Consider the following 25,036-nt stretch of genomic DNA (forward strand, 5'->3'; position numbering starts at 1 on the left):
GGCGTGATCAGTACCGCTCGATGGGCTTACCGGTACCGGTTGTGATCAACTGCGGCAGGCTTTGGGTGATGTAGAAGCCCCATCCGCGCGAGCAGGCCTCGAAGCATTCGGAGTCCTCGGTCAAACCTTCGTGGGTGAACTCGAGCGTCGCACCGCCCGGTGTGGGGGTGATATCGAAGACGACGTTGGTGTCGGTCCACTCGTTGGTGTCATCGATGAAGGTCAAGACCGAATCCAGCACGTGCCAGACCATCCGCTTTCCGGGAACCACGTCGGTCAGATGGAACCTACAGAATCGGATGCCCTCTTTCGAAGTGAGGGCCATCTCTCCCGCAAACTTGGTGTCGTCGGTGAAGATGAACTCGTCGCCGAGGTCGGCAGTGCCGCCGACGATGTTCTCCGACCACCATCCGCGCACGTTGGTGATCGCATCGAAGACTTCCTCCGGCGTGCGATCGACGGTCATCGTGGCGCTCAAATACTCTTTGTTCGACATTTTTGTTCTGCCTCTCTATTCGGTGGGTTACATCCCACCGACGAAGCACGCGGCCCCAGATCGACATCATCCGAGAATTCTTTTCACCGGCCGTGCCGAACTCCGCGACTGAAGCGGTCTAGAGATCCCGCAGGCGTCGGTCCAGGTAGCGACGTTCGGCATCCGTCGGCGCCAACGACAACGCCTCGCGATACGCCGACGCGGCCTCGGCCGCTCGGCCGTCACGGCGGAGCAGATCGGCGCGAGCCGCGGGTAGGAGGTAATACCCGTCGAGCTCTCCCGCCTCGGTGAGTTCGTCGATCAGGCTCAGGCCTGCAGGGATGTTGTCGGCCATGGCGATGGCAACCGCACGATTGAGTTCCACGACCGGAGACGGTGTCATGCGCGCGAGTTCGGCATAGAGCGCCGCGATCTGCGGCCAGTCGGTGTCGGCGGTGTCGGATGCGGTCGCGTGACAGGCGGCGATCGCGGCCTGGACCTGGTACGGGCCCGGCCACCGCATTGTCAGCGCGCCGTCGAGCACGGCAACACCGTCTGCGATGAGCGCAGCGTCCCAGCGGGTGCGGTCCTGGTCCTCCAGCGGGACCAGTGTGTCGGCCTCGAAACGCTGTTCGCGTCTGGCCTCGAGCAGGAGCATCAGCGCCAGCAGTCCACGCGGTTCGGGTTCGTCGGGCATCAACCGGACCAGCATCCGGGCGAGGTGGATGCCCTCGCCGGCCAGTGCCCGGCGCCCATCCTTCTCGTCGTAGCCCTGGTTGAAGATCAGGTAGAGAACCGCGAGCACCGCGGACAACCGGTCCGGAAGACTTTCGACCGGCGGGATCCGGTACGGGATGCCCGCCTCCGCAATCTTGCGCTTGGCCCGTACAAGTCGCTGCGCCATGGCCGATTCGGAGGTCAGGAACGCATCGGCGATCTCGGCCGTGCTCAGCCCTGCCAGAGTGCGCAGCGTGAGTGCGACGCGCGCCGCGAACGGCAAGGCGGGATGACAGCACGTGAAGATCAGCCGTAAACGCTCGTCGGGAATCTCCTGCGGCACAGCCGGTTCCATGGGCAGCGCCGCGACCTGGCGTAGTTTTGCCGTTTCGGCGGTGGCGTGACGCAGCCGGTCGGTCGCCCGGTTGCGCGCCACCGTGGTGAGCCACGCTCCCGGGCGGCGTGGGACGCCATCGCGCGTCCAGGTGGCCACGGCGGCGGCGAATGAGTCCTGCGCGCATTCCTCGGCGAGGTCCCAGTCTCCGGTCAACCCGATCAGGGTCGCCACCACCTGACCCCACTCGCGTCGATATGCGTCTTCGACCGCGGCACGAACCTCGTCGGGTGTGGTCATTCCCAGACGGGTCGCACTTCCACACATCCTCGACGTGCATAGGGATGTCCCGCCGCAATCTCGATCGCCTCGTCCAGATCTGCGCATTCGATGATGTCGACACCGCCGACGAAGTCTTTCGTCTCCGCGAACGGGCCGTCGGAGATGAGCGTCTCGCCGTCCCGGACGCGCACCGTGGTCGCATCTGCGGTGGGACGGAGCCGGGCACCGCCGTGTTGGACGGCTCGTCGCGCAACCTCGGCGTCCCACTCCTGATATGCGGGATCGGCCGCGATCTCCTCGTTGGAGGGAGCGTCCTTCTCGTCGTCGCAGATCAGAAGCACATATTTCATTTGCCACATATACCGCAACGACCGAGGCGCAACAAGGGTGACCGATCTCCACCAGAGAAATAGAACTCGTTCTAGTATGGGCGCACGACGATTCTAGGAGGATCATGCGGTTCACGTTCGCGGAGGCAATGACCGATCCGAGCTACTACCTGCCACTGGCGAAGGCGGCAGAGGAAGCCGGCTACGAGGGATTCACGATCCCCGATTCGATCGCCTATCCCGAGGAATCGGACTCGACGTATCCGTACACCGAGGACGGCAATCGCGAGTTCCTCGACGGCAAAGCCTTCATCGAGACGTTTGTGATGGCGGCGGCGATGGGTGCGGTCACCGAGAAGATCCGGTTCAACCCGTTTGTCCTCAAGCTTCCCGTGCGGCCACCGGCGTTGGTGGCGAAGCAGGCGATGTCGGTGGCGGTGTTGACCAACAACCGACTTTCGCTCGGCGTCGGCACCAGCCCCTGGGCCGAGGATTACGACATCATGGGCGTCGACCCCAAACGCAAGGGCCGGCGGATGAACGAATGCATGGACATCATCCGCGGACTGAGCAGTGGCGAGTACTTCGAGTTCCACGGGGAGTTCTACGACATCCCCAAGATCAAGATGAATCCGGTTCCCACCAAACCGATCCCGCTTCTGGTCGGCGGACACGCCGATCTCGCCCTCAAACGCGCGGTGATCCGCGGCGACGGCTGGATGCACGGCGGCGGGCAACCCCAGGAACTCGATGCGCTGCTGGACAAGATCACGGCCATCCGCAAGGCGGAAGGAAAACTGAACGACCCCTTCGAGATCCATGTGATCTCGATGGATGCCTACACCCCGGACGGCTGTAAACGCCTCGAGGACAAAGGCATCACCGACGTGATCGTCGGCTTCCGGATCCCCTACATCACCGGCAACGACACCGAGCCGCTGCAGAAGAAGATCGACAATCTCAACATGTTCGCCGATTCGGTGATCAGCAAGGTCAACGGCTAGCTCAACTCACCAAGCCGGCCCGAAAAGCCACCAGCGCCGCCTCGACGCGATTCTTCGCGCCGAGTTTCGTGAAGACCGCCGACACATGGGTTTTCACGGTCGTCTCACTGAGGAACAGCTCCCCGGCGATGACGGCGTTGGGGGCGCCCGTGGCCATCGCGCGCAGCACATCTCGTTCACGGCCGCTCAACTTGTCAACCGCGGACGGGACCGCGGCCACGGGCTGCGGCCGACCGTCGACGATGCGACGCAACGACTCCTGACTGAACAAAGTGTTGCCCGCCGCGACCGCGCGTACCGACTGCTGGAACGTCTGCGGCGGTTCATCCTTGCTCAAAAAGCTGTGCGCCCCGGCGTAGACCGCCTGAATCACAAGGTCGTCCACATCCATGGCGGTCATGGCGATGACCCGCGGCGGATTCGGCATGGCCATCAGTGCGCGGGTGGCGTCGAGTCCACCCATGCGCTTCATCTTCAGATCCATCAGCACCACGTGTGGCCGGAACTGCGTGACTGCGGCCAAGACCTGGTCGCCGTCATCGACATCGGCGACCACAACGATGTCCGCGGTGGCGGCAAAGATGTCGCAGACACCGCGCCGAACAAAGGGATCGTCGTCGGCGATCAACACGGTGATGCGGTGTGGCCCGGTCATGGTGGCCCAGGGTATTACCCTGCACCGACAGCAAGACTCGCGGCACCAGCAAGACTCGCGGCCCTAGGAATACCAGGGCAACCAGCAATCGGTCACGAACTCGCCTCGCACCACGCCCGCGTGGAACGTCCCGCCGATGTCCCTTGCCTGTTCGGCGAGCCCCCGCAACCCGGACCGCGAGCCCACCGGGACCAGCGGCGGACGGCTGCTGAGCTGGTTGCAGATGTTGATGCGGATCCCGTGTTCACCGGCACCGACTATCGAGATCCGAATCGTCTGATCACCGGCGTATTTCTGCGCGTTCGTGAGCGATTCCTGCACCACCCGGTAGGTGACGTGACCGGAGACCGTGCCGACGTCGCCGGGCAACAGGTCCGTGTAGAGGGTGGCGTGCAGGCCGGCCGCCCGCGCGCCCTGCACCAGCTCGGCGACTGCATCGATCCCCTGATGGCCGCTGTGTTGCGGAGCCGAACCGCGCAGGACCCCGACGATGTTCTTGAGGTCGTCGAGGGCATCGTGCGCGGTCGACCGGATCAACGACGCATTGTTGACGATCTTCTCCGGATTGTCGGTGCCACCGACCTGAACTGCCCCGGCCATCAAGGAGATCCGGCTGAGGCTCGCCGCCAGGGTGTCGTGCATGTCGCGTGCGATGCGGGTCCGCTCTTCCGTTCGGATCATCTCGTCGCGCATCACATCGGTCTGCTTGGTCGCCCGGTCTCGGCTCAGTTTCACCTGGGCCAGTTCGACCTGGGCATGTCGCAGCAACGCGACGGTCACGACGATGGCCACCAGAACCGCCGCGACGATCCACGGGATCCACAGCGGAACATCCCAATCCGGGCTGGGCGCGCCTTCTTCGGGCCGCGGGGAGCTGATGGTCAGAATCGAGTTGTCTCGGGTCCGCATGGTGTCGTAGATGAGCGACACACTCGAAGCCAGGTAGACGGCGAACGCAGCCAGGACAAGCCTGATCCCACGCTCGGCCTGCGCCAGTGCATAGAGCGCGATGAGGGCCGCGGTGGCATCGGTCGAGAAGAACATCGGCCCGATGACCGAGATCGCCAGCACGGGTATCGGGTACCGGTGTCGCCAGATGAGCGCTACGGCCGCCACCAGGTTCAACAGCAACCCGATGGTGGAGTTCCACACCGGGACACTCCCCGATTCTTCGGTGAGCGCCACCGCCAGAATCGAACCGAAGACGCTCAAGCTCACCGCGCCGGTGGTCCACAGCCGGCGCCGGATCGTTTCGCCGGAAGTTGTTGTCACGGTATGGAGGCTACGGCGAACCTCTGACGTTGCACGATCCACCGAACGGTCTGCATCGGCCGAACCTCCGTCCGAACGTATGAGGGGTGCCGTCCCTTTGGAGGAGGCGACCCGATGTCCGGTTGCGGTCTGCTGTTCTCACCACGCCAACCCCCACCCCCCTCAGGAGGATCTGCCATGACCAATCCCGGCCTGCCAGGCGACAACAACCCCTACAACCAGCCCTACAACCCCACCCCGGGTCCGTATCAGCAGCCGCCGAAGAAGAAGCGCAAGGTCTGGCCCTGGGTCGTGATCGGTGTGCCGATTCTGTTGATCGGCGCCTGTACCGCGATCGTCGCCGGCAGTGGCGGCAACAGCGAAACCAGCGTCACCAAAGCCTCCGGCGAGACCTCTGCAGCGGTCTCGACAACCGCGGGCGCCGAGACCGAAACCGAGAGCGAGGCCGGACCCCAATTCCCGGGGAAATTGGACGACGACACCGCAGCAACCGGTGGCGATACGATTACCCGCGACGACCTGGCATATACCGTTTCCGCGTTGGAAAGCGCCAATACCGATTTCGGCAATTACCTCTGCAGCAGTGTGACGATCAAGAATGTCGGTTCGAAGCAGAATGACTTCAACGGCTATATCGATTGGAGTCTGCAAGACGCCAGCGGAACCATTCGGAACGCCACGTATGCGCCCGAGAAGCAAATGCTGAATTCGGGCAAGATCGCACCCGGCGGCCAAACAGCGGGTGACATCTGCTTCGACGCACGCGACGGCGCAGCCCCCGGCACCTACGTGGTGCTGTTCGAAGACACGTTCTCGCTGTCGTCGGACCGCCTGGCGTGGGTCAATACCCTGTAACGCAGCTGGGTCATGGTCAGCGGATCTTGAAGATCACCATTCGTTGCACCACGAAGTTGATGACGGTGGCGGTGCCCTGGGCGACCACGAAGGCGGCCAGGCTCCACACCACGGTGTCGTCCCAGATACGCGACAACACGGTGTAAATCCCCACCTGAACCACAAAGGTCAGCAGGTAGAGCAGTGCAACGGCCACAAATCGGGCCACACTCGGTTCGGCCCGGAACGTCCATCGCCGGTTGATGAGGTAGGCCATTGTGGTGCCGAACACAAAACCGATCGACTTGGCGGCCCATTCCGGGAAGCCCAGCACATGCTGGAAGAGCAGGGTCAACCCGAAATCGAGGACTCCGGACGCCGCGCCGGTGATGACGAAACGGACCATTTGGGTCTTCAAATCGCCACCGGCCGGCTTCGGGGTCTCGACTGCCGCGTCCAGTCCGGTTGTCCGACCCCCCTGGGCCTGCTCTTCTACCACCCAGACACCCTAGCGGCTGGCCGGTTCGGCCACACCCACGGCTCGACACCTCGGCCCAGAACCCGAATGAACACGGCGTCGAATAGTAATTCAAGAGAATTGCAAAACCGAACAACTCCACGTGGTTTGCGAATTGTCCACGGGGGGCCTATCGTCCACATTCGGGCGTTTTGCACAAAGACGAGCAATTGCAATACTGTGCATCTCACCTTTCAGCCCCATCAATTCTCGATTTCCTTGGTTTCCGATTTCGTCCCCACGTGCGTTTATCACGCGCGCGTCGAAAGGCGCCCTTGTTTTCGCTGAACGATCGAGTCGTTCACGCCCGCACCACGCTGACCGTGGTCTGCATCGGCGTGTTCATGCTCCTGCTCGACATGACGATCGTGTCGGCCGCACTCGCTGACATCCAATCCGACCTCTCCGCAGACCTGAGTGGACTGCAGTGGGTCGTCGACGGATACGCACTTCCGATGGCCGCATTCCTCCTGACCGCGGCGACGCTCGGAGATCGGCTGGGACGCAAGCGGATCTTCCAGATCGGCCTGACGATCTTCGTCCTGGCGTCGCTGGGTTGTGCGTTGTCGGAGAGCATCAACACCCTGAACCTCGTTCGCGTGGTCCAGGGTTTCGGTGGCGCGATGATGCTGGGTGTCTCGCTGCCGCTGATAGCCGCGGCCTACCCGGCCGGCCGGGGGCGTTCGTTCGCGATCGCGATCTACGGGGCCGTCATGGGTGCGGGCAGCGCGGCAGGCCCATTGTTGGGCGGCGCGCTGGTCGACGCGTTCGGATGGCCGGCGATCTTCATGATCAACATCCCACTCGGGATCGTTGCGCTGGCCGTCACCGCTTGGAAAGTCCAGGAATCGCGCGGCGACGTCACCCGCGCAATCGACTTCATCGGCACGGCGACACTGAGCGTCGCCCTGTGCGCCGGTGTGTACGCGATCATCGAAGGAAATGTTCAGGGGTGGACGTCGCCGCTGATCCTCGGACTGTTCTCCATCGCAGCGGTCTTCGCCATCGCGTTTGTGCTCTGGGAAGCAAAGACCACCGATCCGCTCATGAATCTGGCCGTGGTGCGCAGGCCAGGTTTCGCCGGCGTCTCACTTGCCGCCTTCACCACCTCCGGCACAGTCATCGCCGGCACGAATTATCTGGCCCTGTATCTGATGAACACGTTGGGGTTCACTCCCTTTGAATCCGGTGTGCGCGCACTCCCCCTCACGATCGCCTGCATTGTGGGCGCACCGATCGGAATGGTGGTCACGCGCTGGCTTGCGATGCGCCACGTGGTGCCCCTGTCGACGGCAATGATCGCCGCCGGGCTGTGGACGATGATCGGCATCTCCGGTGATACCGGATGGACACACTTCATTCCCGGTTCGATCATCGCCGGCCTCGGCGTGGGAATGATGAGCGCCATCGCCTCGGACGCAGCGCTGTCGTTTGTCCCCGAATCAGAATCCGGGATGGCGACGGGTGTGGTCAGCACCGCCCGCCAGATCGGCACCGTGATCGGCATCGCCGGAATGGGCGCGTTGTTCACGCAGTACGCCGCCTCGCACGCCCGCGAGGAACTCGACTCGTTGACGATCGCCGGAACACCGGTCGATGTCTCTGCCGAACAGACTCTTGCACTGACCGATGCTCTGGGATCGGGTGCGGGTCTGGCGATCCTCGACTTCATCCCGGACCAGTTCGCTCTCGCACTACCCGAACTCGCCCGCATCGCCCGTGAATCCTCGGCAGCCGGTCTGCAAGCGGCCGTGCTGGCCGCAGCCACGGCGGCGACCGTCCTGACCGCAATCGTCTACGCGTTGATCCACCGCGACCACGCATCACAACAGGCTGCCGCCGAGCAGCCCCGAGAGGAGCCACATGTCCGTCACTGACACGTTGCTGATTCCCCCCGCGTCTGCGACCGGCTACTCGATCAGCCTGACGACCAACCCGGCGGACATCGAGGCAGCCCAGCGTCTGCGGTACCAGTCGTTCGCGGACGAGATGGGTGCATCGCTACCGAATGCGGTGCGCGGGCAATACACCGGCGAGATGATCGACGTCGATCGATTCGACCCGTACTGCGACCACGTGGTCGCGCGCGCGGAGAGCACCGGAGAAGTGGTGGGTTGTTATCGGCTCCTGCTTCCCGAAGGTGCCAAGGCGGCCGGCGGCATGTTCACCGAGACCATCTTCGAGTTCGGTGAGGGTATCGAGGCGCTCCGACCCAATCTCGTCGAGCTGGGAAGGGCCGCAGTGCAACCCGAGCATCGCAGCGGCGCGGTGATGGGCATGTTGTGGGCCGGGATCTTCAAATACCAGCAGATGACCGGACATGAGTACGCCATCGGTTGCGCCTCGGTGCAGATGGAAGACGGTGGCCCGCGTGGATCCCTGGTCCGCAAGGTTCGCGACTTCGCCTACAAACGCAGCGTCACCCCGCCCGAACGCCGGGTCACGCCCAAGAACCCGGTGAGCGTCGACGGGCAGTCGCTGGACGAGATACCGGCGACGCCCGGTCGAGTGAAGATCCCACCGATGATGCAGGGATACCTGCGAATCGGCGCTGCCGTCTGCGGTCCACCGTCGTACGACCCGGATTTCGACATGGCCGACTTCGCGGTCTTCCTGTCGCACTCCGATTTCAACGTCCGGTACCTCCAACGGTTGACCGAGGCCCTGGCGGCCCGCCAGTCCGCAGATGCTTCTTCACGACCTAAGGAATGAACCATATGACGCGCGATTCCGCGATAGTCGATCTCGTCGGAATCGGCTTCGGCCCGAGCAATCTGGCGTTGTCTCTTGCCGTCAACGAGCACAACGAGACAGCGCCGGATGCACCACTGCGGGCACGGTTCTTCGAGAGCAAGCGCTCGTTCCAGTGGCATCCGGACATGATGATCCCCGGCGCACAGATGCAGGTGTCATTCCTCAAGGATCTGGTCACACTACGTAATCCGTTGAGCCAGTTCACGTTCATCAACTATCTGAAGTGCCGGGGTCGACTGGTCGACTTCGTCAACCATCAGACCTTCTTCCCCTCCAGGGCGGAGTTCGCCGACTACCTCGCGTGGGCGGCGGAGCAGGTCTGCGATCAGGTGACCTTCGGCTCGACGGTCTGCGGCGTTCGCGCGGATGGCGATCATTTCGTGGTCGAGGTTCGCGACGCCGACGGCACCACTGCCGAGGTGACGGCCCGCAATGTGGTGGCAGGCGGCGGGATCACCGGTGTCCTACCCGATTTTGTGACACCGTCGGTGCGCCAGTGGCACAGCCACAACCTGCTCGCCCGTCTGAGCGACCTGCCGCCCCTGACCCATCAACGATTCGTGGTGGTCGGAGCCGGGCAGAGTGCCGCCGAGGTGGCCGCCTATCTCCACGAGACCTACCCGGCCTGCGAGGTGCACGCGGTCTTCGCGAAGTACGGTTACACCCCGGCCGACGACAGCCCCTTCGCCAACCGCGTGTTCGATCCTGCGGCCGTCGACGATTTCCACTTCGCGCCGCCCCAGGTTCGACAGCAGTTGATGAGCTACCACAAGGGCACCAACTACTCGGCTGTCGATTCGGATGTCATCAACGACCTCTATGCGCGGGAGTACCAGGAAAAGGTCAGCGGCCGTAGGCGTTTGTTCGTTCGCGGCGCATCTCGACTCGACCCCAGGACGACCGTGGAAACCGACAACGGTGTTCAGGCCACCATCAGCCATCTGCCGACGGGCGCCTCGGAGACCGTGACCGCCGACGCGATCGTGTACGCCACCGGATTCCGGTCCGTTGGCCTCGCCGACCTCCTGGGCGATGCCACCGACGACTATTGCTTCGATGAGGCCGGACTGCCTGTGGTCACCCGCGACTACCGCGTCGAGCGCAAGGGCAATCACCCGGGCAATCTGTATCTCCATGGCGGCGTGGAACATTCACACGGTTTCACCTCGACCCTGCTGTCGAACATCGCCATTCGCTCTGGCGACATCGTCGAATCGATCGTGAACGCTCCGACGTCCTGACTGGCAGCCCGACCCTCAGCCGGCACCGCAGAGCTTCTCGAGCTCTTCCAATGCGGTGTCGAGGTGGGTCAGGATCCGCTGCAGGCTCGGGATCTCCGCTCGTGCGCCGGTCACCCCGAAGTTCACCATGTCAGCGTTGGTGGCAACGGTGATGTTGAGGGCTTGACCGTCCATCGCGATCGACGCCGGATAGACACCGGCGAGCCTGGCGCCGTTCCAGTACAGATCATGCGGCGGCCCAGGAACATTCGAGATGATGAGGTTGAACGGCGGCGGGGTCAGCCGAACAAACCCCGGCACCGTCGAGAATGCGAGCGGGGCGGCGATGACGGCGCCGTACCCCATCGCCTGCAGCGGGCTCAGATCCCGGATCACCTGCTTGCTCGCCCTCGTCGAATCGATCACGGCCGCCAGCCGGCGTTCCGGATCGGGTTGATCGGTCGCGAGGTTCGCCAGGATCGCGGTGATCGCGTTGCCCTCCGAGGAGTCGTCGCCCTTGGCGTGCATCGACACCGGCATCATCGCGATCAGCGGGTCGTCGGGCAGGGCGTTCTGATCGATCAGATACGAGCGCAGTGCGCCTGCGCACATCGCCATCACCACATCGTTCAGCGTGATCTCCAGCCCCGCAGCCAGCGCAAGCAGACGAGTGGTCGACCACTGTTCGCCCGCGAACCGGCGGGCGCCTCCGATCGGCACGTTGAACATCGTGCGCGGCGCCTGCATCGGCACCATCAGGTTGGCGTCTCGCATGGCCCGAAGTCCGACCCGCGCGGAAGCCGGAAGGAAACCCACGAGCTCACCGGCGATCTTGAACCCCTCGGAGAACAGACTCCGGGACTCCTCCGAGCCCGGCTCCGGCGCTTTGGGCCGGGGAATGAACAACTCCGGATCCCACGACGCCCGGCCCGTCCGGGAATCACAGTCGGGAGACAGCGTCTTCTCGAGCAGCTTCAGGGCGGAGACCCCGTCGACCAGCGAGTGATGGATCTTCGTGTACATCGCAACGCGCCCGTCGGCGAGACCCTCGATGAGGTGTAGCTCCCACATCGGACGATGCCGGTCCAGGAGCGCGCCGTGATTGGCCGAGACGTACCGCAACAGTTCACGTACCCGGCCCGGACGCGGGAGCACAGTTCGCCGAACGTGATATTCGAGGTCGACTTCTTTGTCATGGGTCCATCGCACGGTGCCCATCACACCCACGGGCGAAGCCGGACGTTTGCGAAACAGCCGGTGGACCTCGGTCTGTGCCTGAAATGTCTCGAACATCTGCTCGGAGAGGTCGTCGGCGCCATCGACCGGCTCGAACAACTGCAGGCCTCCGACGTGCATCGGATGCTCCCGCGATTCGGCCAGGAGGAACATGGATTCGGTGATGGGCATATAGGGCATACGCGCTCCTGACCTTCGGTTCGACGTGCTTCAGGACTCGATGACCCCGTGCATGTGGCACACGTTACAAGCCCGCCGGGCGCAGCACAGGGTTTGCACATGCCTGCAATCCGATCGGCGTACCACGTGGCCGAGGTTTTGCCTGCGGACAGAAGGGGAACCTTCGAGGTATGCGTTACGGATACACGTTGATGACAGAACAGAGCGGCCCCAAGGATTTGGTGCGCTACGCCGCGGATGCAGAGAAATCGGGCTTCGACTTCGAAGTCGCCAGCGATCACTACTCGCCATGGCTGGTCTCACAGGGTCACGCGCCCTACGCCTGGACCGTGTTGGGTGCCGTCGCCCACGTCACCGAACGCGTCGATCTGGCGACCTACGTGACCGCACCGACGATGAGATACCACCCCGCTGTCATCGCGCAGAAGGCAGCGACGATGCAGCTCCTCGCCGACGGGCGATTCATCCTCGGCCTGGGTTCCGGCGAAAACCTCAACGAGCACACGGTCGGCCAGGGTTGGCCCGCTGTGGACCAGCGTCAGGACATGTTCGTCGAGGCGGTCGAGATCATCCGCGAGCTACACGCGGGCGGGCTGGTAACCCACGACGGCAAGTACTTTCGTGTCGATTCCGCCCGAATCTGGGATCTGCCCGACGATGGGATCCCCATCGGGCTCGCGGTGTCGGGCGACAAATCGATCGAGAAGTTCGCACCGCTCGGCGATCATCTGATCTCCACGGAGCCCGAGGCCGATCTGGTCAGCTCATGGGCCCGACACCACCCCGACGACTCCAGGAAGATCGGCCAGATCCCGATCTGCTGGGATCACGATCGCGACACCGCAATTGCCCGGGCCCACGACCAATTCCGCTGGTTCGCCGGCGGATGGTCGGTCAACGCCGATTTACCCACCCCCGCAGGTTTCAGTGGCGCGACCGAATATGTCCGGCCCGAAGACGTCGCCTCATCGATTGCCTGTGGACCCGACCTCGATGAATTGGCCGAGAGCGTCAAACCTTTTCTGGAGGCGGGTTATACAGATGTGGCGCTGGTACAGATCGGCGGAGATACGCAGGACGCTTTTTTGAGCGAGGCGGCAGAACCCTTGCTCAAGAAGCTGCGCGCACTCTGAGACCGCGCTCGGACCGTTCTTCCAACTCGCCGGCCACCGCGTCGAGGACTGCGAGCGCATCATCGAGACGTCCGGAGCGAATCCATGCCCGAGACCACTCACTGGTGGAAGAACCGACCTGTTTCAGTGCTGCCAGAGCGAGATCGGCGAGCTCAGGGGTTACCGTGAACACACTGTCCGCCAACGTTTTCGGACCAACACCCGCCGCAAGCAAGGGCCTACCCGGTAGCGCTGCGGCCACAGTCGTCGCGGCCGCGAGAGCCGCGAACCCAACAGACTCGTCGTTGCGATCGAATACCGCCGCCAACGCCGCGCGCGTCACGATGGGCCGCGCCGCTGCAGCAGCACGGTCGAACCTGCCCACCCACGCGGTCGCGGGATCGTTGTCGAAAGCTCCGGTTCCCCAGATCTGCATTTCGACGCCCCTCACGTGATGAACAAGTTCCAATAATTACCAACAGTAAAAATAATACCGGACGTGACAGTTCGTCCGCTATTTCAGCACGCATCGGCGCACTACAATATTCGGCACATTCGTGGCGATAAACGCACACGGTTTCCTCGGACTCGGCTGCAATGTAGGTGCCATAGGACGGGATGACGACACCCTGACAATTGCTGTCTCACCAGGACGCCTGGTCGCGGGATGAAGGTGGCGGCATCATGACCGCATGGAGACGTACGACGACATCGTGATCGGGGCCGGCCACAACGGGCTCACCGCGGCCGCCTACCTCGCCCGCGCCGGTCGCAAGGTGCTGGTTCTCGAACGGTCCGATCACATCGGCGGGGCAACCGTTTCTTCTCGGCCCTTCCCCGGCATGGACGCCCGACTCTCTCGCTACTCGTATCTGGTGTCGCTGCTGCCCCGGCAGATCATCACCGACCTCGACCTCGACCTCACACTCGTCAGGCGACGCTATTCGTCATATACCCCGATGCCCATCGACCCGACCCGCGGCATCCTCGTCGACACCGCCGACGACCGGGCCACCGCGGAGTCGTTTCGCGCCGCCACCGGTTCGGACCGGGACTTCGCGGCCTGGCAGAAGTTCTACTCCGCGATGTCCACCATCGCCGAGGGCGTTTTCCCGACCATGCTGCGACCGCTGGTGAGCGCCGACGAAATGGCGTCGATCGCCGGATCCGACCTCGAATCCATGGATCTCTGGGACGACCTGACCAGCACACCTCTCGGCAGCATCATCGAGAGCACCTTCACCGACGACATCGTGCGCGGGATCGTCGCGACGGACGGATTGATCGGCACGTTCGCCGACCTGTACGACCCCTCACTGCTGCAGAACATCTGTCTGCTCTATCACCTGATCGGGGGCGGCACCGGCGACTGGGACGTCCCCGTCGGCGGCATGGGCGCGGTGTCCGGCGCGCTGGCGGCAGCGGCGGTCGCGGCCGACGCGCAGATCAGGACGGGTGTCGAGGTGACTGCCATCGATACCGTCGACGGCCGGGTCGGTTGGCCCGGCGGCGCCGCGTCGGCCGAGTTCATCCACGCCGCCTGCGCGCCCGCGGTCCTCGATACGTTGCTCGACACCCCGACCGTCGGTGGGCCGCCGCCGCAGGGCGCGCAATTGAAGATCAACGTGCTGCTGCGACGTCTCCCGAGGCTTCGCGATCAGTCCATCGCCCCGGGCGTCGCGTTCTCCGGGACCTTTCACGTGCACGAGGGGTTCGAGGCCCTCGCGCGCTCACACCGGCAGGCCGCGGCCGGTTCCATCCCGACCACACCACCCTGTGAGATCTACTGCCACACACTGTCCGACCCTACGATCCTCGGGGCCGCACTCGACGGCATGCACACGCTCACCCTGTTCGGCCTGCACATGCCGCCCGAGCTGTTCGCCGCTGCGGGCACCAAAGACCAAGCGGTGCAGGCAACTCTGGCCGCACTGGACTCGGTGCTCGACGAACCCATCGCCGACGTCATCGCCGTCGACATCAACGGCGACCCGTGTATCGAGGCGAAGACCCCGCTGGAGTTGCAGACCGCCGTTGGCCTGCCCGGCGGCAACATCTTCCACCGGCCACTGCAGTGGCCGTGGGCGCTGACCGCCGATGCCGTGGGGACGTGGGGTGTGGAGACCGAACATCCCCGCCTCCTCATCGCCGGTGCCGGAGCCAGACGCGGAGGTGGGGTCAGCGGGATTCCGGGACACAACGCGGCCGCCGCGGTCCTCGAACCCTGAGCGGGCCCGCTCTACGAATGTGCGAGACGCTTGTTGACCAGTCGGGTCAGCCAGGCGGGAGAGAAGCGAGAACCCAGGGTCATCACCTTGGTCTGCGTACCCACCGCGTGGTGCACCCGATGGATGAGTTTGTCGACCCTGGTTTCCTCCACCGCCGCGACGATCGCATCGGCGACATCCTGGGGTCCGAGCCGGATCCCCAGCGAGTCGGTGGTGCCCGTCGACACGTTCTCGGTCATCGCGGTCTGCACGAACAGGGGCCACATCGCGATCACCCGGATCCCGTGGACGCCCCACTCGATGTCGAGTGCCTCGGTCAGACCGCGGACATAGAACTTGGTGGCGCTGTAGGTGGCCAGTTCAGCCTGGCCGTAGATCGCCGAAGCCGACGCCATGTTGACCACCACGGAGCCCGGAGTGTTCTTCAGATGCCGAAATGCCTGGTGACAGCCGTTGGTCACGCCTTTGACGTTGATGTCGATCTGCCGGTGTTGAGCAGCCAACGGAATGTCCTCGAAAGCCCCGGCAAGCAAGATCCCGGCGTTGTTCAACAGCACGTCGAGTCGACCGCCGCTGTGCTCGGCGAACTCGTCGAGGCGGGCACCGAACTCGTCGGCGTCGGTCACATCGAGATGTCCGGTGACGATCTGCCCACCGAACCCGGCGACCTCTGCGGCGAGGGTGGCCAGTCCGGCGTCGTCGATGTCATAGGCGCCGACCGAATATCCCCTGCGTGCGAAGGTCAGCGCGCTGTGGCGCCCGATTCCTGCTGCGGCTCCGGTGATGAACACCCATCGTGTGGTCATACCTGATTCTTACCATCGTTGGTTGTCACACAGACGTCGCGGCGGACCGTTCCACCCCAGGTAGTCTCTGAATCGATGTCTACCGCTGAATTGCCCATTGAAACCCGCAAGCTCGTCGGCTGGAGCCGCACGACGCCGATCGAGGGTCACGTGCTGGCGACACCTGATGTCGAGGTGATCGCCAAGGCTGTCGCACAGGTTGCCGATGCAAATGCCGACAAGCCGTCCTACCTGCGTCGCGGCGTGATCGCACGCGGCCTGGGACGCTCCTATAACGAGTCCGCGCAGAACATCGGTGGCCTGACCATCGACATGACGCAGCTCAAACGCATCCACTCGATCGACGACACCACCGGGATCGTCGACCTCGACGCCGGCGTCTCGCTCGATGAGCTGATGGCCGTCGCCCTGCCGTTCGGGCTGTGGGTTCCGGTGCTGCCGGGTACCCGCCAGGTCACCATCGGCGGTGCGATCGCCCACGACATCCACGGCAAGAACCATCACAGCGCAGGCACGTTCGGGCAGCACGTGGTCGAGATCACGCTGCTCGTCGCCGACGGTCGCGTCCTGACGCTCACACCGTCGGGCACCTCCGACGATCCAGATGGTGAACTCTTCTGGGCCACGGTCGCCGGAATCGGTCTGACCGGCATCATCTTGCGGGCCAAGGTGCAACTGAAGCGCACCGAGAGCGCGTACTTCATCGCCGACACCGCCACCACGGCAAACCTCGACGAGACGATCGCACTGCACCTCGAAGACGGTTTCGAGGACGGCTACGAGTACGCATCGGGCTGGTTCGACTCGATCAGCAAGCCACCGAAGCTGGGCCGTGGATCCTTCAGCCGCGGCAACCTCGCGAAGCTCGAAGAACTCCCGCCGAAGCTGCAGAAGGACCCGCTGAAGTTCGTCAGCAAGCCACTGCTGACTTTGCCGGACGTCTTCCCGAAGGGCCTGGCCAACAAACTCGACTTCTCGATCGTCGGCGAGGCGTATTACCGGATCGGATCGAACAAAACCGGTCAGGTCAAAACTTTGCCGCAGTTCTATCACATGCTCGACGTCCTCGGAGAGTGGAATCGCGCCTACGGACGCGGTGGCGGATTCACGCAATATCAATTCATCGTGCCCACCGGCAACGAGGATGAATTCAAATCGATCATCGCCGATATCCAGGCATCCGGACACGTCAGCTTCCTCAACGTGATCAAGCTGTTCGGCGAGGGCAACCGGGCGCCGCTGAGTTTCCCGTTCCGCGGCTGGAACGTTTGCCTCGACTTCCCGATCAAGCGCGGGCTCGGCGAGTACCTCAATGAACTCGACCGTCGGGTGATGGCCATGGGTGGACGGCTGTACACGGCCAAGGATTCGCGGACGTCTGCGCAGAACTTCCACGCGATGTACCCCGAGATCGACTCGTGGATCGCCACCCGTCGCCGGATCGATCCGACCGGAGTGTTCATCTCCGATATGGCTCGACGCCTCGAACTCGCCTGAGCCACAAACACTCTCAACGCAGACAGGAACATTCATGATCAACGCCGTAGGCGTCCCCCAGTCCGTGCTCGTTCTCGGCGGAAGCTCCGAGATCGGTCTGGCCATCACCGCCGAGTACCTCAAGAAGGGCCCGATGCGGGTGGTGCTGGCCACCATGCCCGGCGACCCCGCCGGTGAGGCGGCCGTGGAGACCATGAAGGCCGCGGGTGCCTCGTCCGTGGAGCGCATCGACTTCGACGCGCTCAAGCCCGACACCCACCCCGCCGTCATCGACCAGGCGTTCGCAGGCGGCGACATCGACGTTGCCATCGTGGCGTTCGGCGTCCAGGGTGTCGACGAAGAGGTGTGGCAGGACCAGCGCAAAGCCGTCTTCACCGCCACCATCAACTACACCGCGGCGGTCTCGGTCGGTGTGCTCCTCGGGCAGAAGATGCGCGAGCAGGGCCACGGTCAGATCATCGCGATGAGCTCGGTGGCCGGAGAACGGGTGCGTCGCAGCAACTTTGTCTACGGCTCCACCAAGGCCGGCCTCGACGGTTTCTACCTCGGCCTCGGCGAGGCTCTGCGCGAGTACAACATCCGCGTCCTCGTCATCCGGCCGGGCATGGTCCGTACCCGGCTGTCTGCGCACGTGAAAGAAGCGCCGCTGACGGTCAACAAGGAAGATGTGGCCAAGCTGGCCGTGACATCGGCCGACAAGGGCAAGGAACTGGTCTGGGCACCGGGGCCGTTCCGTTTCGTGATGATCATCCTCCGGCACATCCCGCGCCCGATCTTCCGCAAGCTTCCAATCTGAGCCGATGCGGACCCATCTGTCCTCGATAGGGGATCTGATCGGCGCGGCCATCGTGGCCCTTGTGGTCTCGGGCGCCGGTCTGACAGTGATCTCCAAGGTCGACTGGCCGGCATTCAACTCGTCGAATGTCGCGACCGCGCTGACCACCACCGGCCAGGTGGCGGCCATCGTGATCCTGCTGATCGCGGTCGTGCTGTCGCGGACCGGCAAGGCCGGCCGACTGATCAAACCTCTGTCGTGGGTGGGTATCTCATCGTTTGCGGCGGTCACCCTGGCGATGCCGCTGGGTGCCACCAAGCTCTACCTGTTCGGAATCTCCGTCGATCAGCAGTTCCGGACCGAATACCTCACGCGTCTGACCAACAGCCCCCGTCTGGCGGACATGACGTATGCCGATCTGCCGCCGTACTACCCGGCCGGCTGGTTCTGGTTCGGTGGCCGGTACGCCGACCTGACCGGCCAGCCCGCCTGGGAAGCGTACAAACCGTGGTCGATCATCTCGATCGCGATTGCGGCAGCGATCGCAATGGCTTTGTGGCAGCGCATGATCCGTACCGACCGGGCCATCGCCGTCACCCTGGCATCCACGGTCCTGACGCTGATGTACGTCAGTCCCGAACCGTATGCGGCCGTTCTGGTGATGGTCGGCGCACCGATGCTGATCACCATCCTGCACGGGCTGCGCTCGGGCAGCAGACCCGCGATCCTGGCCGGCGGACTGTTCCTCGGCCTGAGCGCCACCTTCTACACGCTCTACACCGGCCTCTACGCGATGACCACCGTCCTGATGGCGCTCTATTTCGTGCTGGCGGCCTGGTTCGGGCAGTCCAACAAGACGATTCCACCCAGCGACATCCGGTCGGCCCGGTGGCGTGCGATCCGGGATCACGGGTTGCGACTGGTGGTCATGGGTGTCATCGCCGGTCTGGTCGCGCTGATCGTCTGGGCGCCGTACCTGATCGACAGGCTTCGGAACAAGCCCGCCTCCGGCGGTACCGCTGAGCACTACCTGCCGAGTTCGGGTGCGGTGCTGCCGACCCCGATGCTGCACTGGTCTCTGATCGGCGCGCTGACCATGGTCGGCCTGATCTGGATCGTGCTCCGGTTCCGAACGCGCACCGTCGCTTTGGCCTACGGCATCACCGTCTTTTCCATCTACCTGTTCTGCCTGCTCTCGATGGCCCTGACCGCAACCGGCACCACGCTGCTCTCGTTCCGCATGGAGCCGGTACTGACGGTGATCCTCGGTGTCGCCGGGGTCTACGGATTCGCCGAACTCGCCGGCTACGTCGTCCGCCGCTTCGGCGACGTCCGGACCGCCATCGCCATCATGGCAGCCCTTGCCGCGATCGCCGTCGGACAGAGCATCCCGAACCATCTGGCCGCCGAGATCACCGTCGCCTATACGGACACCGACGGCTACGGCGAACGCGCTGATCAGCGCCCCCCGGGCGCACAGGCCTACTTCCCCGAGATCAACGACGTCATCCTCGAACAGACCGGCAGGCCTCAGGCCGACACGATCGTCCTGACCGCCGACTACGGATTCCTGTCGATCTATCCCTACTTCGGATTCCAGGGACTGACCTCGCATTACGCAAACCCGTTGGCGGAGTTCGACAAACGCGCCGCGGCGATCAACGCGTGGTCGGAATCGGAGACCACCGACATCCTGATCGGGCAACTGGATTCGTCGCCCTGGCTACCCCCGACGGTCTTCCTGTTCCGCTACAGCGCCGAGGGTTACGCACTGCGTCTGGCCGAGGACGTCTACCCCAACGACCCGAACGTCCGCCGGTACACGGTGACCTTCAACCCCAACGTCTTCGACGATCCACGCTTCACGGTCACCAACATCGGCCCGTTCGTCCTGGTGGTCCGGAACTAGCTGTTCCAACCCACGACGTTGTTGAACGGCGAATCGAACAACGCGGGCTCGTAGCCGTCCCTGCGAGCCAGATCGCGGACCGATCAGTTTTGTGCGCTGAACCGGTCTAAACTCCGACACTGGCTGACGGAAGGCATGGCGCGATGCGGAAACTGACCTACGGCATGAACTTGACACTGGATGGCTACATCGCCGCGCCCGGCGACGACCTCGGGTGGAGCGAGCCGAGCGACGAGCTGTTTCAGTGGTGGCTCGATGAGGAGCGGGCGATCGGCCTGTTGATGTATGGGCGCAAGCTGTGGGAGGCCATGAGTTCCTACTGGCCGACCGGTGACCAACAGCCCAATGCCACCCCGGCGGAGATCGAGTTCGCGCGGAACTGGCGGGACACGCCGAAGGTGGTGTTCTCCTCGGTGCTGGAGAAGGTCGACTGGAACACCCGCCTGGTCACCGGCGACGCGGTCGCGGAGATCACCCGACTCAAGGCGCAGGACGGCGGGCCGATGAGGGTTGGTGGTGCAACGCTGGCCGCGGCGGCCATGCGGGCCGGGCTTGTCGACGAGTACACGATCGTGACCCACCCGGTCCTGGTGGGCGGCGGCATGCCGTTCTTCACCACGCTCGATAGCCGGGTGAACCTGAACCTGGTGGAGACGCGGACGTTTCCCGGCGGGGTGGTTCTGAACAGGTACGAGACGAAACGCTGAGCGCGTTTCCTCCACGCGGCCGAGGAAGTGACGAGGGCAGGTGATGTTCGACGGCCACCAGCACGTCGCTCAACACAACCAGCCCACCGGCCGATTCGAAGCCCATGTCATAGCCTCTCGTTAGACTGATGGGTCGAGAACGTGAAGTCAGCGAAAGATGTTGCAATGCAATATGATTAGTTCGTTCGAAAGCTTGTGCGAATGGGGTTCGGGTCGTACTATTGGGCTATGGACTTCGGGGGAATGTTCGCCAGGCTCTCAGATCTGGCAGGGGATGCGGCTCTGGTCGCCGGGGATGACGTTGATATTTCATCCCGTACGGTGACAGTTATTCGACTCAATCATGTTGTGGATCAGATACTTTTCCGACTCATCGGTGAACTCGACCGGCGTGAGATAGCGCAGAAATCGGGTGATGGTTCCACCGCGAGACTGTTACAACAGGCCGGGATGGCGCCGGCGGTCGCGCACCGATACGTGCGAGTAGGTAAGGCACTCAACGACATTCCGTCGGTGGCGTCCTATGGCGTGGACGGGACGCTGTCGGGTGAGCATATCGATTCGATCGTCAAGGGCCTGAGCCATATTGAACGACGGAACCCAGACTTGGTCGATGGTGATCGGGGTGACTGTGTACGGGGGTTGTTGACCGAAGCGCTGACCACCACACCGGCCGCGGTGTCAGCGCGGGCACGGCATATGGCGATCGTGTTGTCGCCGCCGGACAAAGAAGTCCCCGACGCCGAGAATCACGATCTCAATGAGTTCTCGTTCACGACTGGCGACGACGGCCGCACCCACGGCGTGTTCGACCTGGACAACCTCGTGGGCGAGAAACTTGCCGTCGCGTTGAAACCACTATCGACACCGGTACCCGAACCAGATGGGTCACCAGACCCACGTAACAACGCCCAAATCCGGGCCGATGCCCTGGAACGACTGTTGGATTCCTATCTCGGACAAGAAAACCGGCCCAGCAGCGGCGGCGTGAAACCCCACGTGACGGTGACAGTGACAGCCGAATACCTCCAAGCGCTACAGCTGCGCGGACTCGGCAATGCCCAACCACCAGCGAGGGCACCCGCATTCGAATGGACTGGACCGGCCTCAGCACCCACAGCGCAGATGGTCGCCTGTGATTCAGTCATCAGCAAAATCCTGCTCGACAACAATTCCGTACCGCTCGATGTCGGACGTGACCAACGCACCGTCACCCCGGCCATCCGCAAAGCACTGATCGCCCGAGACCGCGGCTGCGCATTCCCTGGCTGCGGATGCCCTGCCGGCTACACCGATGCCCACCACATCGACTTCTGGCGCAACGGCGGAACCACCAGCCTGACCAACATGGTCCTGCTGTGCCGACGCCACCACCGATACATCCACCACCGCAGGTGGACAGTCTTCATCGGTCGCGACGGACACCCCTGGTTTGTGTCACCCGACGATGCGAGCAAGACACCGCTGAGATCGCATGCCCGCCGCACCCTGACCTCCGAGCCCCTCGCCGCCTGACCAGACCGCCAGTCCCCTGCAACACAGCTAACCCTGTGAACTGCAAGATCTTTGACAACTACACAGTGTGGGCCCCAGGGGGCCACCAATCAGGACTCGCCGCAGTCCGCAGGTTGGGCGCCGACCACACCACGGACAGAGAGAAGTCCTTCGAGGGTGTATTCGCCGGGTACCGCAGCCGTCAGAGTGATCCAGCTGTCCTCGGTTTCCTCGATGCAGGCGTACACGGAATCGTCGACACTGCTGCGTGCAACGAGATATTTGTTGTAGCGCAACTGGATTGGATGCGCGTCCGAATTCGGCACGTCCAGGACGAGTTGGGACGGCGACGACTCGACCACGGTCAACGGCAGCGGCACGATCGGTTTCGGACCCTCGACGCGGTAGAGCGTCCAATCGTCGTTACCCCACATGCGATCCAGATAGGGAAGGCCGTCGGTCACCAGTGCAGCTTCATCCTTCAACTGCCGCAACGGATCTGCGGAGACCGCCACAAAGGCGACGGCGTTCTCGGCCAGCCAGCCCTGGTAGGACTCCGGCGTCAGCGCATTCTTCTCGTAGAAGATCGGGTTGTACCGCGAGTCCGACTGATTCTCCCAGCCGCGCGCGAGTTTGATGTCCAGGCCGAGTTTGTGTGCCCCGGCATGAGTCTGGGCATCCACGAGCTCCACGCGATGGTTGTCGATCTCCGGTTGTGCGAGCAACAGCGACTGAAGCGGCGTGTACGACGTCTCGCTCTGGCCGGAGTCTGCACCGACCACCTGATCAGCCGTGGCCACAAAAACGGCATAGATGAGTGCAGGCGCCAGGGCGATCGCCAGGATCTTCAACGACTTCTTCGAATAGAACAAGCAGATGCAGGGCAGCACAAGGCAAAAGAACCGGCTCAGGTTGGAACCGATCCCCGTCGGCACGAGGAACATGAAGATCGCCACCCCGCTCGCGAGCGGCACTATCCACCGAACCGGTGGAATGGTCAGCGCAAACGAGGCACCGATCGCGATCAACGCCATCCAGAACAAAGTGGTGGCCGGAAAGCCCTGTGCGCCGGGGGCACCGAACATCACAAACGGTACGACGACCCCGAGCCCCGCCCCACCCAGAACCCACCAGACCTTGCGCGCCCGGGCATCCTTTCCGAGAGCGAACGGCAACGCCGCCAATCCGACAAACGCAGGTGCGAGCGGACTCGCCAGACCCGCCACCAGCAGGCCGATGGCGGCCAGCGGCAACAGGTTTCGCCTGAGGGCAAGTATCGAGGCCAAGGCGATTGCCGCACCCACCGAGAACGCAACCCGTCCCGACAACATGTTGAGGACAGCAGCGGCCGTGATCGCCCACATCAATACCGTGGGGTGGGTTCCACCCTTGGAGAGCGGGATCGACAGCAACGCGATGACTGCGGTCGCGATACACAACAGGAGCAGCGATCCGGTCACCGTCGACAGGGCCGGGACGATGAGTGAATAGCTTCCCGGGGACACGCCGCCGTACCAACCGAACCAGTAGCCCAGGCCGACGCCCGAACGCGCGGCCTCTTCCCGAGCGATGGCTGCCTGCAGGTCACCAACCGTCGGATGGGCAAGCCACAGCGCCACAATTGCCACCGCCGCCAACACCATCGGCCACAGGGGCCGCCAGCGCAACAGTGGCGTGGCCACCGGAAGACTCATCCGAGCGGCACTCCGGACCTGGTCGGCGTGACCGCCGATCGGTGGCGCGACCAACGCAACAGCGCAGGCGCATAGATGATCAGCGCAGCAACGGCAAGCAGTGCCACGCCCGCGATCACGTCGAGGATGAAGTGGTTACCCGAACCCATCACGACGAAGTAGGTGGTCAGCGGGTAGAGCAAACCGACGAACCGCAACCACTTCCACTTCGCCAAGCAGAACAGGACCACGCCGCACCACGTTGCCCAGGCACAGTGCAACGACGGCATGGCCGCGAACTGGTTCGAGATCGCGTCGCTTCCGGGCGCGCCGGACGCGGGCCACCATCCCCATGAGGCGGTCTGCGCCATGATGTCGACAAAACCTTCATTGGCGAGCAGACGCGGCGGTGCCGTTGGCATGCAGTAGAAGCCGATCAGCGCCAGACCTGTGGTGAGGACCAAGGCACCGCTCACCTTGCGGTAGTGCTCCTTGCGCCGGAACATCAACCAGATCAACACGACCGGGGTGACCCAGAAGTGCAGGGTCGCGTACTGCAGGGCAACGATGTTCGCGAGCCACCCGGTGGTGTGGACCAATTCGTTCAGGGGCCGCTCGAGCGCGATATGCCAGGCGTCTTCGAAGCGGAGGATGTCGTTGGCGTTGCGGTAGGCCTGGTCGGCCACGTCCCCGACGCTGTTACGGATCAGCGAATAGATCGCGTACAGGGATCCGAGTATGAGAACTTCGAGCCACCATCGGGGCCGGGCGAGGTAGCGGTTGACGCGTGTGGCGACCGCTCGGAAACCGGTTTGTTTGAGCTCGGATTCATAAGTATCGAACTCCGCCGCATCGAACTCGGTGGATTCGAAGTCGATTGACTCGTACTCCGCGGCGTCGACCACACCGCTCTTCGGATCGGTGGCGGGTCGGCGGTCATCGCGGAGCGTCATATACACAACTCCCGCATAAAACCCTCCACACACCTAGACAACTCAGAAAACGCGGGTCCCAATCCGAAAGGGA

23 protein-coding genes are annotated in these 25,036 nt (G+C 63.6%); 12 read left to right on the top strand and 11 right to left on the bottom strand.

Annotation, left to right across the window (positions count from 1 at the left end):
• Positions 1-7 precede the first annotated feature (7 nt).
• The 3 genes from AC1D75_RS01845 to AC1D75_RS01855 form a co-directional block, all read right to left on the bottom strand.
• Positions 8-496, bottom strand: a complete 489-nt coding sequence (locus AC1D75_RS01845; protein ID WP_495513618.1) for an SRPBCC family protein — start codon at positions 494-496, stop codon at positions 8-10.
• A 118-nt stretch (positions 497-614) separates the two neighbouring features.
• Positions 615-1,826 (bottom strand): RNA polymerase sigma factor, encoded by a 1,212-nt coding sequence (locus tag AC1D75_RS01850; RefSeq protein ID WP_495513619.1) that lies wholly within the window; start codon positions 1,824-1,826, stop codon positions 615-617.
• Positions 1,823-2,158 carry a YciI family protein gene (locus AC1D75_RS01855; RefSeq protein WP_482136809.1) on the bottom strand — a complete coding sequence of 112 codons (336 nt, stop codon included), beginning with the start codon at positions 2,156-2,158 and terminating at the stop codon, positions 1,823-1,825. The genes AC1D75_RS01850 and AC1D75_RS01855 overlap by 4 nt, the downstream gene beginning before the upstream one ends.
• Before the next feature lie 104 nt (positions 2,159-2,262).
• Here AC1D75_RS01855 and AC1D75_RS01860 point away from each other — a divergent pair, with 104 nt between their 5' ends.
• The gene (locus AC1D75_RS01860) at positions 2,263-3,141 is read left to right on the top strand and encodes an LLM class flavin-dependent oxidoreductase (RefSeq protein ID WP_495513620.1); all 879 of its coding nucleotides are present in this window, start codon (positions 2,263-2,265) and stop codon (positions 3,139-3,141) included.
• 1 nt (position 3,142) lies between these two features.
• Here the strand turns inward: AC1D75_RS01860 and AC1D75_RS01865 are convergent, their stop codons facing one another.
• The gene (locus AC1D75_RS01865) at positions 3,143-3,796 is read right to left on the bottom strand and encodes a response regulator (RefSeq protein WP_495513621.1); all 654 of its coding nucleotides are present in this window, start codon (positions 3,794-3,796) and stop codon (positions 3,143-3,145) included.
• 63 nt (positions 3,797-3,859) lie between these two features.
• A complete protein-coding gene (locus AC1D75_RS01870) occupies positions 3,860-5,068 on the bottom strand; it encodes a sensor histidine kinase (protein WP_495513622.1) in 1,209 nt (402 codons plus the stop codon).
• A 177-nt stretch (positions 5,069-5,245) separates the two neighbouring features.
• Here AC1D75_RS01870 and AC1D75_RS01875 point away from each other — a divergent pair, with 177 nt between their 5' ends.
• Complete coding sequence (locus AC1D75_RS01875; protein WP_495513623.1) at positions 5,246-5,923, top strand: DUF4352 domain-containing protein; 678 nt, start codon at positions 5,246-5,248, stop codon at positions 5,921-5,923.
• Positions 5,924-5,939: 16 nt separating this feature from the next.
• Here the strand turns inward: AC1D75_RS01875 and AC1D75_RS01880 are convergent, their stop codons facing one another.
• Complete coding sequence (locus AC1D75_RS01880; protein WP_495515951.1) at positions 5,940-6,362, bottom strand: GtrA family protein; 423 nt, start codon at positions 6,360-6,362, stop codon at positions 5,940-5,942.
• A gap of 332 nt (positions 6,363-6,694) precedes the next feature.
• Here AC1D75_RS01880 and AC1D75_RS01885 point away from each other — a divergent pair, with 332 nt between their 5' ends.
• From AC1D75_RS01885 to AC1D75_RS01895, 3 genes are read left to right on the top strand one after another with little or no spacing between them, the layout of a single operon-like run.
• Complete coding sequence (locus AC1D75_RS01885; RefSeq protein WP_495513624.1) at positions 6,695-8,296, top strand: MFS transporter; 1,602 nt, start codon at positions 6,695-6,697, stop codon at positions 8,294-8,296.
• On the top strand, positions 8,283-9,131 hold the full coding sequence (locus tag AC1D75_RS01890) for a GNAT family N-acetyltransferase (protein WP_495513625.1): 849 nt from the start codon (positions 8,283-8,285) through the stop codon (positions 9,129-9,131). The genes AC1D75_RS01885 and AC1D75_RS01890 overlap by 14 nt, the downstream gene beginning before the upstream one ends.
• 5 nt (positions 9,132-9,136) lie before the next feature.
• Complete coding sequence (locus tag AC1D75_RS01895) at positions 9,137-10,414, top strand: lysine N(6)-hydroxylase/L-ornithine N(5)-oxygenase family protein (RefSeq protein WP_495513626.1); 1,278 nt, start codon at positions 9,137-9,139, stop codon at positions 10,412-10,414.
• Between the two features lie 15 nt (positions 10,415-10,429).
• On the opposite strand, the gene AC1D75_RS01900 is transcribed toward AC1D75_RS01895, so the two are convergent.
• The gene (locus AC1D75_RS01900; RefSeq protein WP_495513627.1) at positions 10,430-11,809 is read right to left on the bottom strand and encodes a WS/DGAT/MGAT family O-acyltransferase; all 1,380 of its coding nucleotides are present in this window, start codon (positions 11,807-11,809) and stop codon (positions 10,430-10,432) included.
• 191 nt (positions 11,810-12,000) lie between these two features.
• Here AC1D75_RS01900 and AC1D75_RS01905 point away from each other — a divergent pair, with 191 nt between their 5' ends.
• On the top strand, positions 12,001-12,942 hold the full coding sequence (locus tag AC1D75_RS01905; protein WP_495513628.1) for a TIGR03557 family F420-dependent LLM class oxidoreductase: 942 nt from the start codon (positions 12,001-12,003) through the stop codon (positions 12,940-12,942).
• Here the strand turns inward: AC1D75_RS01905 and AC1D75_RS01910 are convergent.
• Positions 12,920-13,357 (bottom strand): DUF4259 domain-containing protein, encoded by a 438-nt coding sequence (locus AC1D75_RS01910; RefSeq protein WP_495513629.1) that lies wholly within the window; start codon positions 13,355-13,357, stop codon positions 12,920-12,922. The genes AC1D75_RS01905 and AC1D75_RS01910 overlap by 23 nt on opposite strands.
• Before the next feature lie 256 nt (positions 13,358-13,613).
• Between AC1D75_RS01910 and AC1D75_RS01915 the strand changes: the two genes are divergently transcribed.
• Positions 13,614-15,149: a phytoene desaturase family protein gene (locus AC1D75_RS01915; protein WP_495513630.1), complete on the top strand. Its 1,536-nt coding sequence runs from the start codon at positions 13,614-13,616 to the stop codon at positions 15,147-15,149.
• Between the two features lie 11 nt (positions 15,150-15,160).
• Here AC1D75_RS01915 and AC1D75_RS01920 read toward each other — a convergent pair whose 3' ends face one another.
• Complete coding sequence (locus AC1D75_RS01920) at positions 15,161-15,955, bottom strand: SDR family oxidoreductase (RefSeq protein ID WP_495513631.1); 795 nt, start codon at positions 15,953-15,955, stop codon at positions 15,161-15,163.
• 75 nt (positions 15,956-16,030) lie between these two features.
• On the opposite strand from AC1D75_RS01920, the gene dprE1 reads away from it, so the two are divergent.
• The 5 genes from dprE1 to AC1D75_RS01945 all read left to right on the top strand — a co-directional run bounded on the left by dprE1 (position 16,031) and on the right by AC1D75_RS01945 (position 22,358).
• Positions 16,031-17,452: a decaprenylphosphoryl-beta-D-ribose oxidase gene (gene dprE1, locus AC1D75_RS01925; protein ID WP_495513632.1), complete on the top strand. Its 1,422-nt coding sequence runs from the start codon at positions 16,031-16,033 to the stop codon at positions 17,450-17,452.
• Positions 17,453-17,486: 34 nt separating this feature from the next.
• Positions 17,487-18,248, top strand: a complete 762-nt coding sequence (dprE2, locus tag AC1D75_RS01930; RefSeq protein ID WP_495513633.1) for a decaprenylphospho-beta-D-erythro-pentofuranosid-2-ulose 2-reductase — start codon at positions 17,487-17,489, stop codon at positions 18,246-18,248.
• Between the two features lie 4 nt (positions 18,249-18,252).
• Complete coding sequence (locus tag AC1D75_RS01935; RefSeq protein ID WP_495513634.1) at positions 18,253-20,136, top strand: galactan 5-O-arabinofuranosyltransferase; 1,884 nt, start codon at positions 18,253-18,255, stop codon at positions 20,134-20,136.
• A gap of 143 nt (positions 20,137-20,279) precedes the next feature.
• Complete coding sequence (locus AC1D75_RS01940; RefSeq protein WP_495513635.1) at positions 20,280-20,843, top strand: dihydrofolate reductase family protein; 564 nt, start codon at positions 20,280-20,282, stop codon at positions 20,841-20,843.
• Between the two features lie 228 nt (positions 20,844-21,071).
• On the top strand, positions 21,072-22,358 hold the full coding sequence (locus tag AC1D75_RS01945; RefSeq protein WP_495513636.1) for an HNH endonuclease signature motif containing protein: 1,287 nt from the start codon (positions 21,072-21,074) through the stop codon (positions 22,356-22,358).
• 89 nt (positions 22,359-22,447) lie between these two features.
• Here the strand turns inward: AC1D75_RS01945 and AC1D75_RS01950 are convergent, their stop codons facing one another.
• Positions 22,448-24,031 carry a hypothetical protein gene (locus AC1D75_RS01950; RefSeq protein ID WP_495513637.1) on the bottom strand — a complete coding sequence of 528 codons (1,584 nt, stop codon included), beginning with the start codon at positions 24,029-24,031 and terminating at the stop codon, positions 22,448-22,450.
• Complete coding sequence (locus tag AC1D75_RS01955; RefSeq protein ID WP_495513638.1) at positions 24,028-24,963, bottom strand: phosphatase PAP2 family protein; 936 nt, start codon at positions 24,961-24,963, stop codon at positions 24,028-24,030. Before AC1D75_RS01955 ends, AC1D75_RS01950 begins: the two co-directional genes overlap by 4 nt.
• Positions 24,964-25,036 lie beyond the last annotated feature (73 nt).

Source organism: Williamsia sp. Y712 (assembly GCF_059445525.1).

What these genes read in the sequence shown, in the direction of transcription:
- AC1D75_RS01845 (WP_495513618.1), bottom strand. Translation starts at nt 496, where the DNA reads ATGTCGAACAAAGAGTATTTGAGCGCCACGATGACCGTCGATCGCACG.
- AC1D75_RS01850 (WP_495513619.1), bottom strand. Translation starts at nt 1,826, where the DNA reads ATGACCACACCCGACGAGGTTCGTGCCGCGGTCGAAGACGCATATCGA.
- AC1D75_RS01855 (WP_482136809.1), bottom strand. Translation starts at nt 2,158, where the DNA reads ATGAAATATGTGCTTCTGATCTGCGACGACGAGAAGGACGCTCCCTCC.
- AC1D75_RS01860 (WP_495513620.1), top strand. Translation starts at nt 2,263, where the DNA reads ATGCGGTTCACGTTCGCGGAGGCAATGACCGATCCGAGCTACTACCTG.
- AC1D75_RS01865 (WP_495513621.1), bottom strand. Translation starts at nt 3,796, where the DNA reads ATGACCGGGCCACACCGCATCACCGTGTTGATCGCCGACGACGATCCC.
- AC1D75_RS01875 (WP_495513623.1), top strand. Translation starts at nt 5,246, where the DNA reads ATGACCAATCCCGGCCTGCCAGGCGACAACAACCCCTACAACCAGCCC.
- AC1D75_RS01890 (WP_495513625.1), top strand. Translation starts at nt 8,283, where the DNA reads ATGTCCGTCACTGACACGTTGCTGATTCCCCCCGCGTCTGCGACCGGC.
- AC1D75_RS01895 (WP_495513626.1), top strand. Translation starts at nt 9,137, where the DNA reads ATGACGCGCGATTCCGCGATAGTCGATCTCGTCGGAATCGGCTTCGGC.
- AC1D75_RS01900 (WP_495513627.1), bottom strand. Translation starts at nt 11,809, where the DNA reads ATGCCCTATATGCCCATCACCGAATCCATGTTCCTCCTGGCCGAATCG.
- AC1D75_RS01905 (WP_495513628.1), top strand. Translation starts at nt 12,001, where the DNA reads ATGACAGAACAGAGCGGCCCCAAGGATTTGGTGCGCTACGCCGCGGAT.
- AC1D75_RS01910 (WP_495513629.1), bottom strand. Translation starts at nt 13,357, where the DNA reads ATGCAGATCTGGGGAACCGGAGCTTTCGACAACGATCCCGCGACCGCG.
- AC1D75_RS01915 (WP_495513630.1), top strand. Translation starts at nt 13,614, where the DNA reads ATGGAGACGTACGACGACATCGTGATCGGGGCCGGCCACAACGGGCTC.
- AC1D75_RS01920 (WP_495513631.1), bottom strand. Translation starts at nt 15,955, where the DNA reads ATGACCACACGATGGGTGTTCATCACCGGAGCCGCAGCAGGAATCGGG.
- dprE1 (WP_495513632.1), top strand. Translation starts at nt 16,031, where the DNA reads ATGTCTACCGCTGAATTGCCCATTGAAACCCGCAAGCTCGTCGGCTGG.
- dprE2 (WP_495513633.1), top strand. Translation starts at nt 17,487, where the DNA reads ATGATCAACGCCGTAGGCGTCCCCCAGTCCGTGCTCGTTCTCGGCGGA.
- AC1D75_RS01935 (WP_495513634.1), top strand. Translation starts at nt 18,253, where the DNA reads ATGCGGACCCATCTGTCCTCGATAGGGGATCTGATCGGCGCGGCCATC.
- AC1D75_RS01940 (WP_495513635.1), top strand. Translation starts at nt 20,280, where the DNA reads ATGCGGAAACTGACCTACGGCATGAACTTGACACTGGATGGCTACATC.
- AC1D75_RS01945 (WP_495513636.1), top strand. Translation starts at nt 21,072, where the DNA reads ATGGACTTCGGGGGAATGTTCGCCAGGCTCTCAGATCTGGCAGGGGAT.
- AC1D75_RS01950 (WP_495513637.1), bottom strand. Translation starts at nt 24,031, where the DNA reads ATGAGTCTTCCGGTGGCCACGCCACTGTTGCGCTGGCGGCCCCTGTGG.
- AC1D75_RS01955 (WP_495513638.1), bottom strand. Translation starts at nt 24,963, where the DNA reads ATGACGCTCCGCGATGACCGCCGACCCGCCACCGATCCGAAGAGCGGT.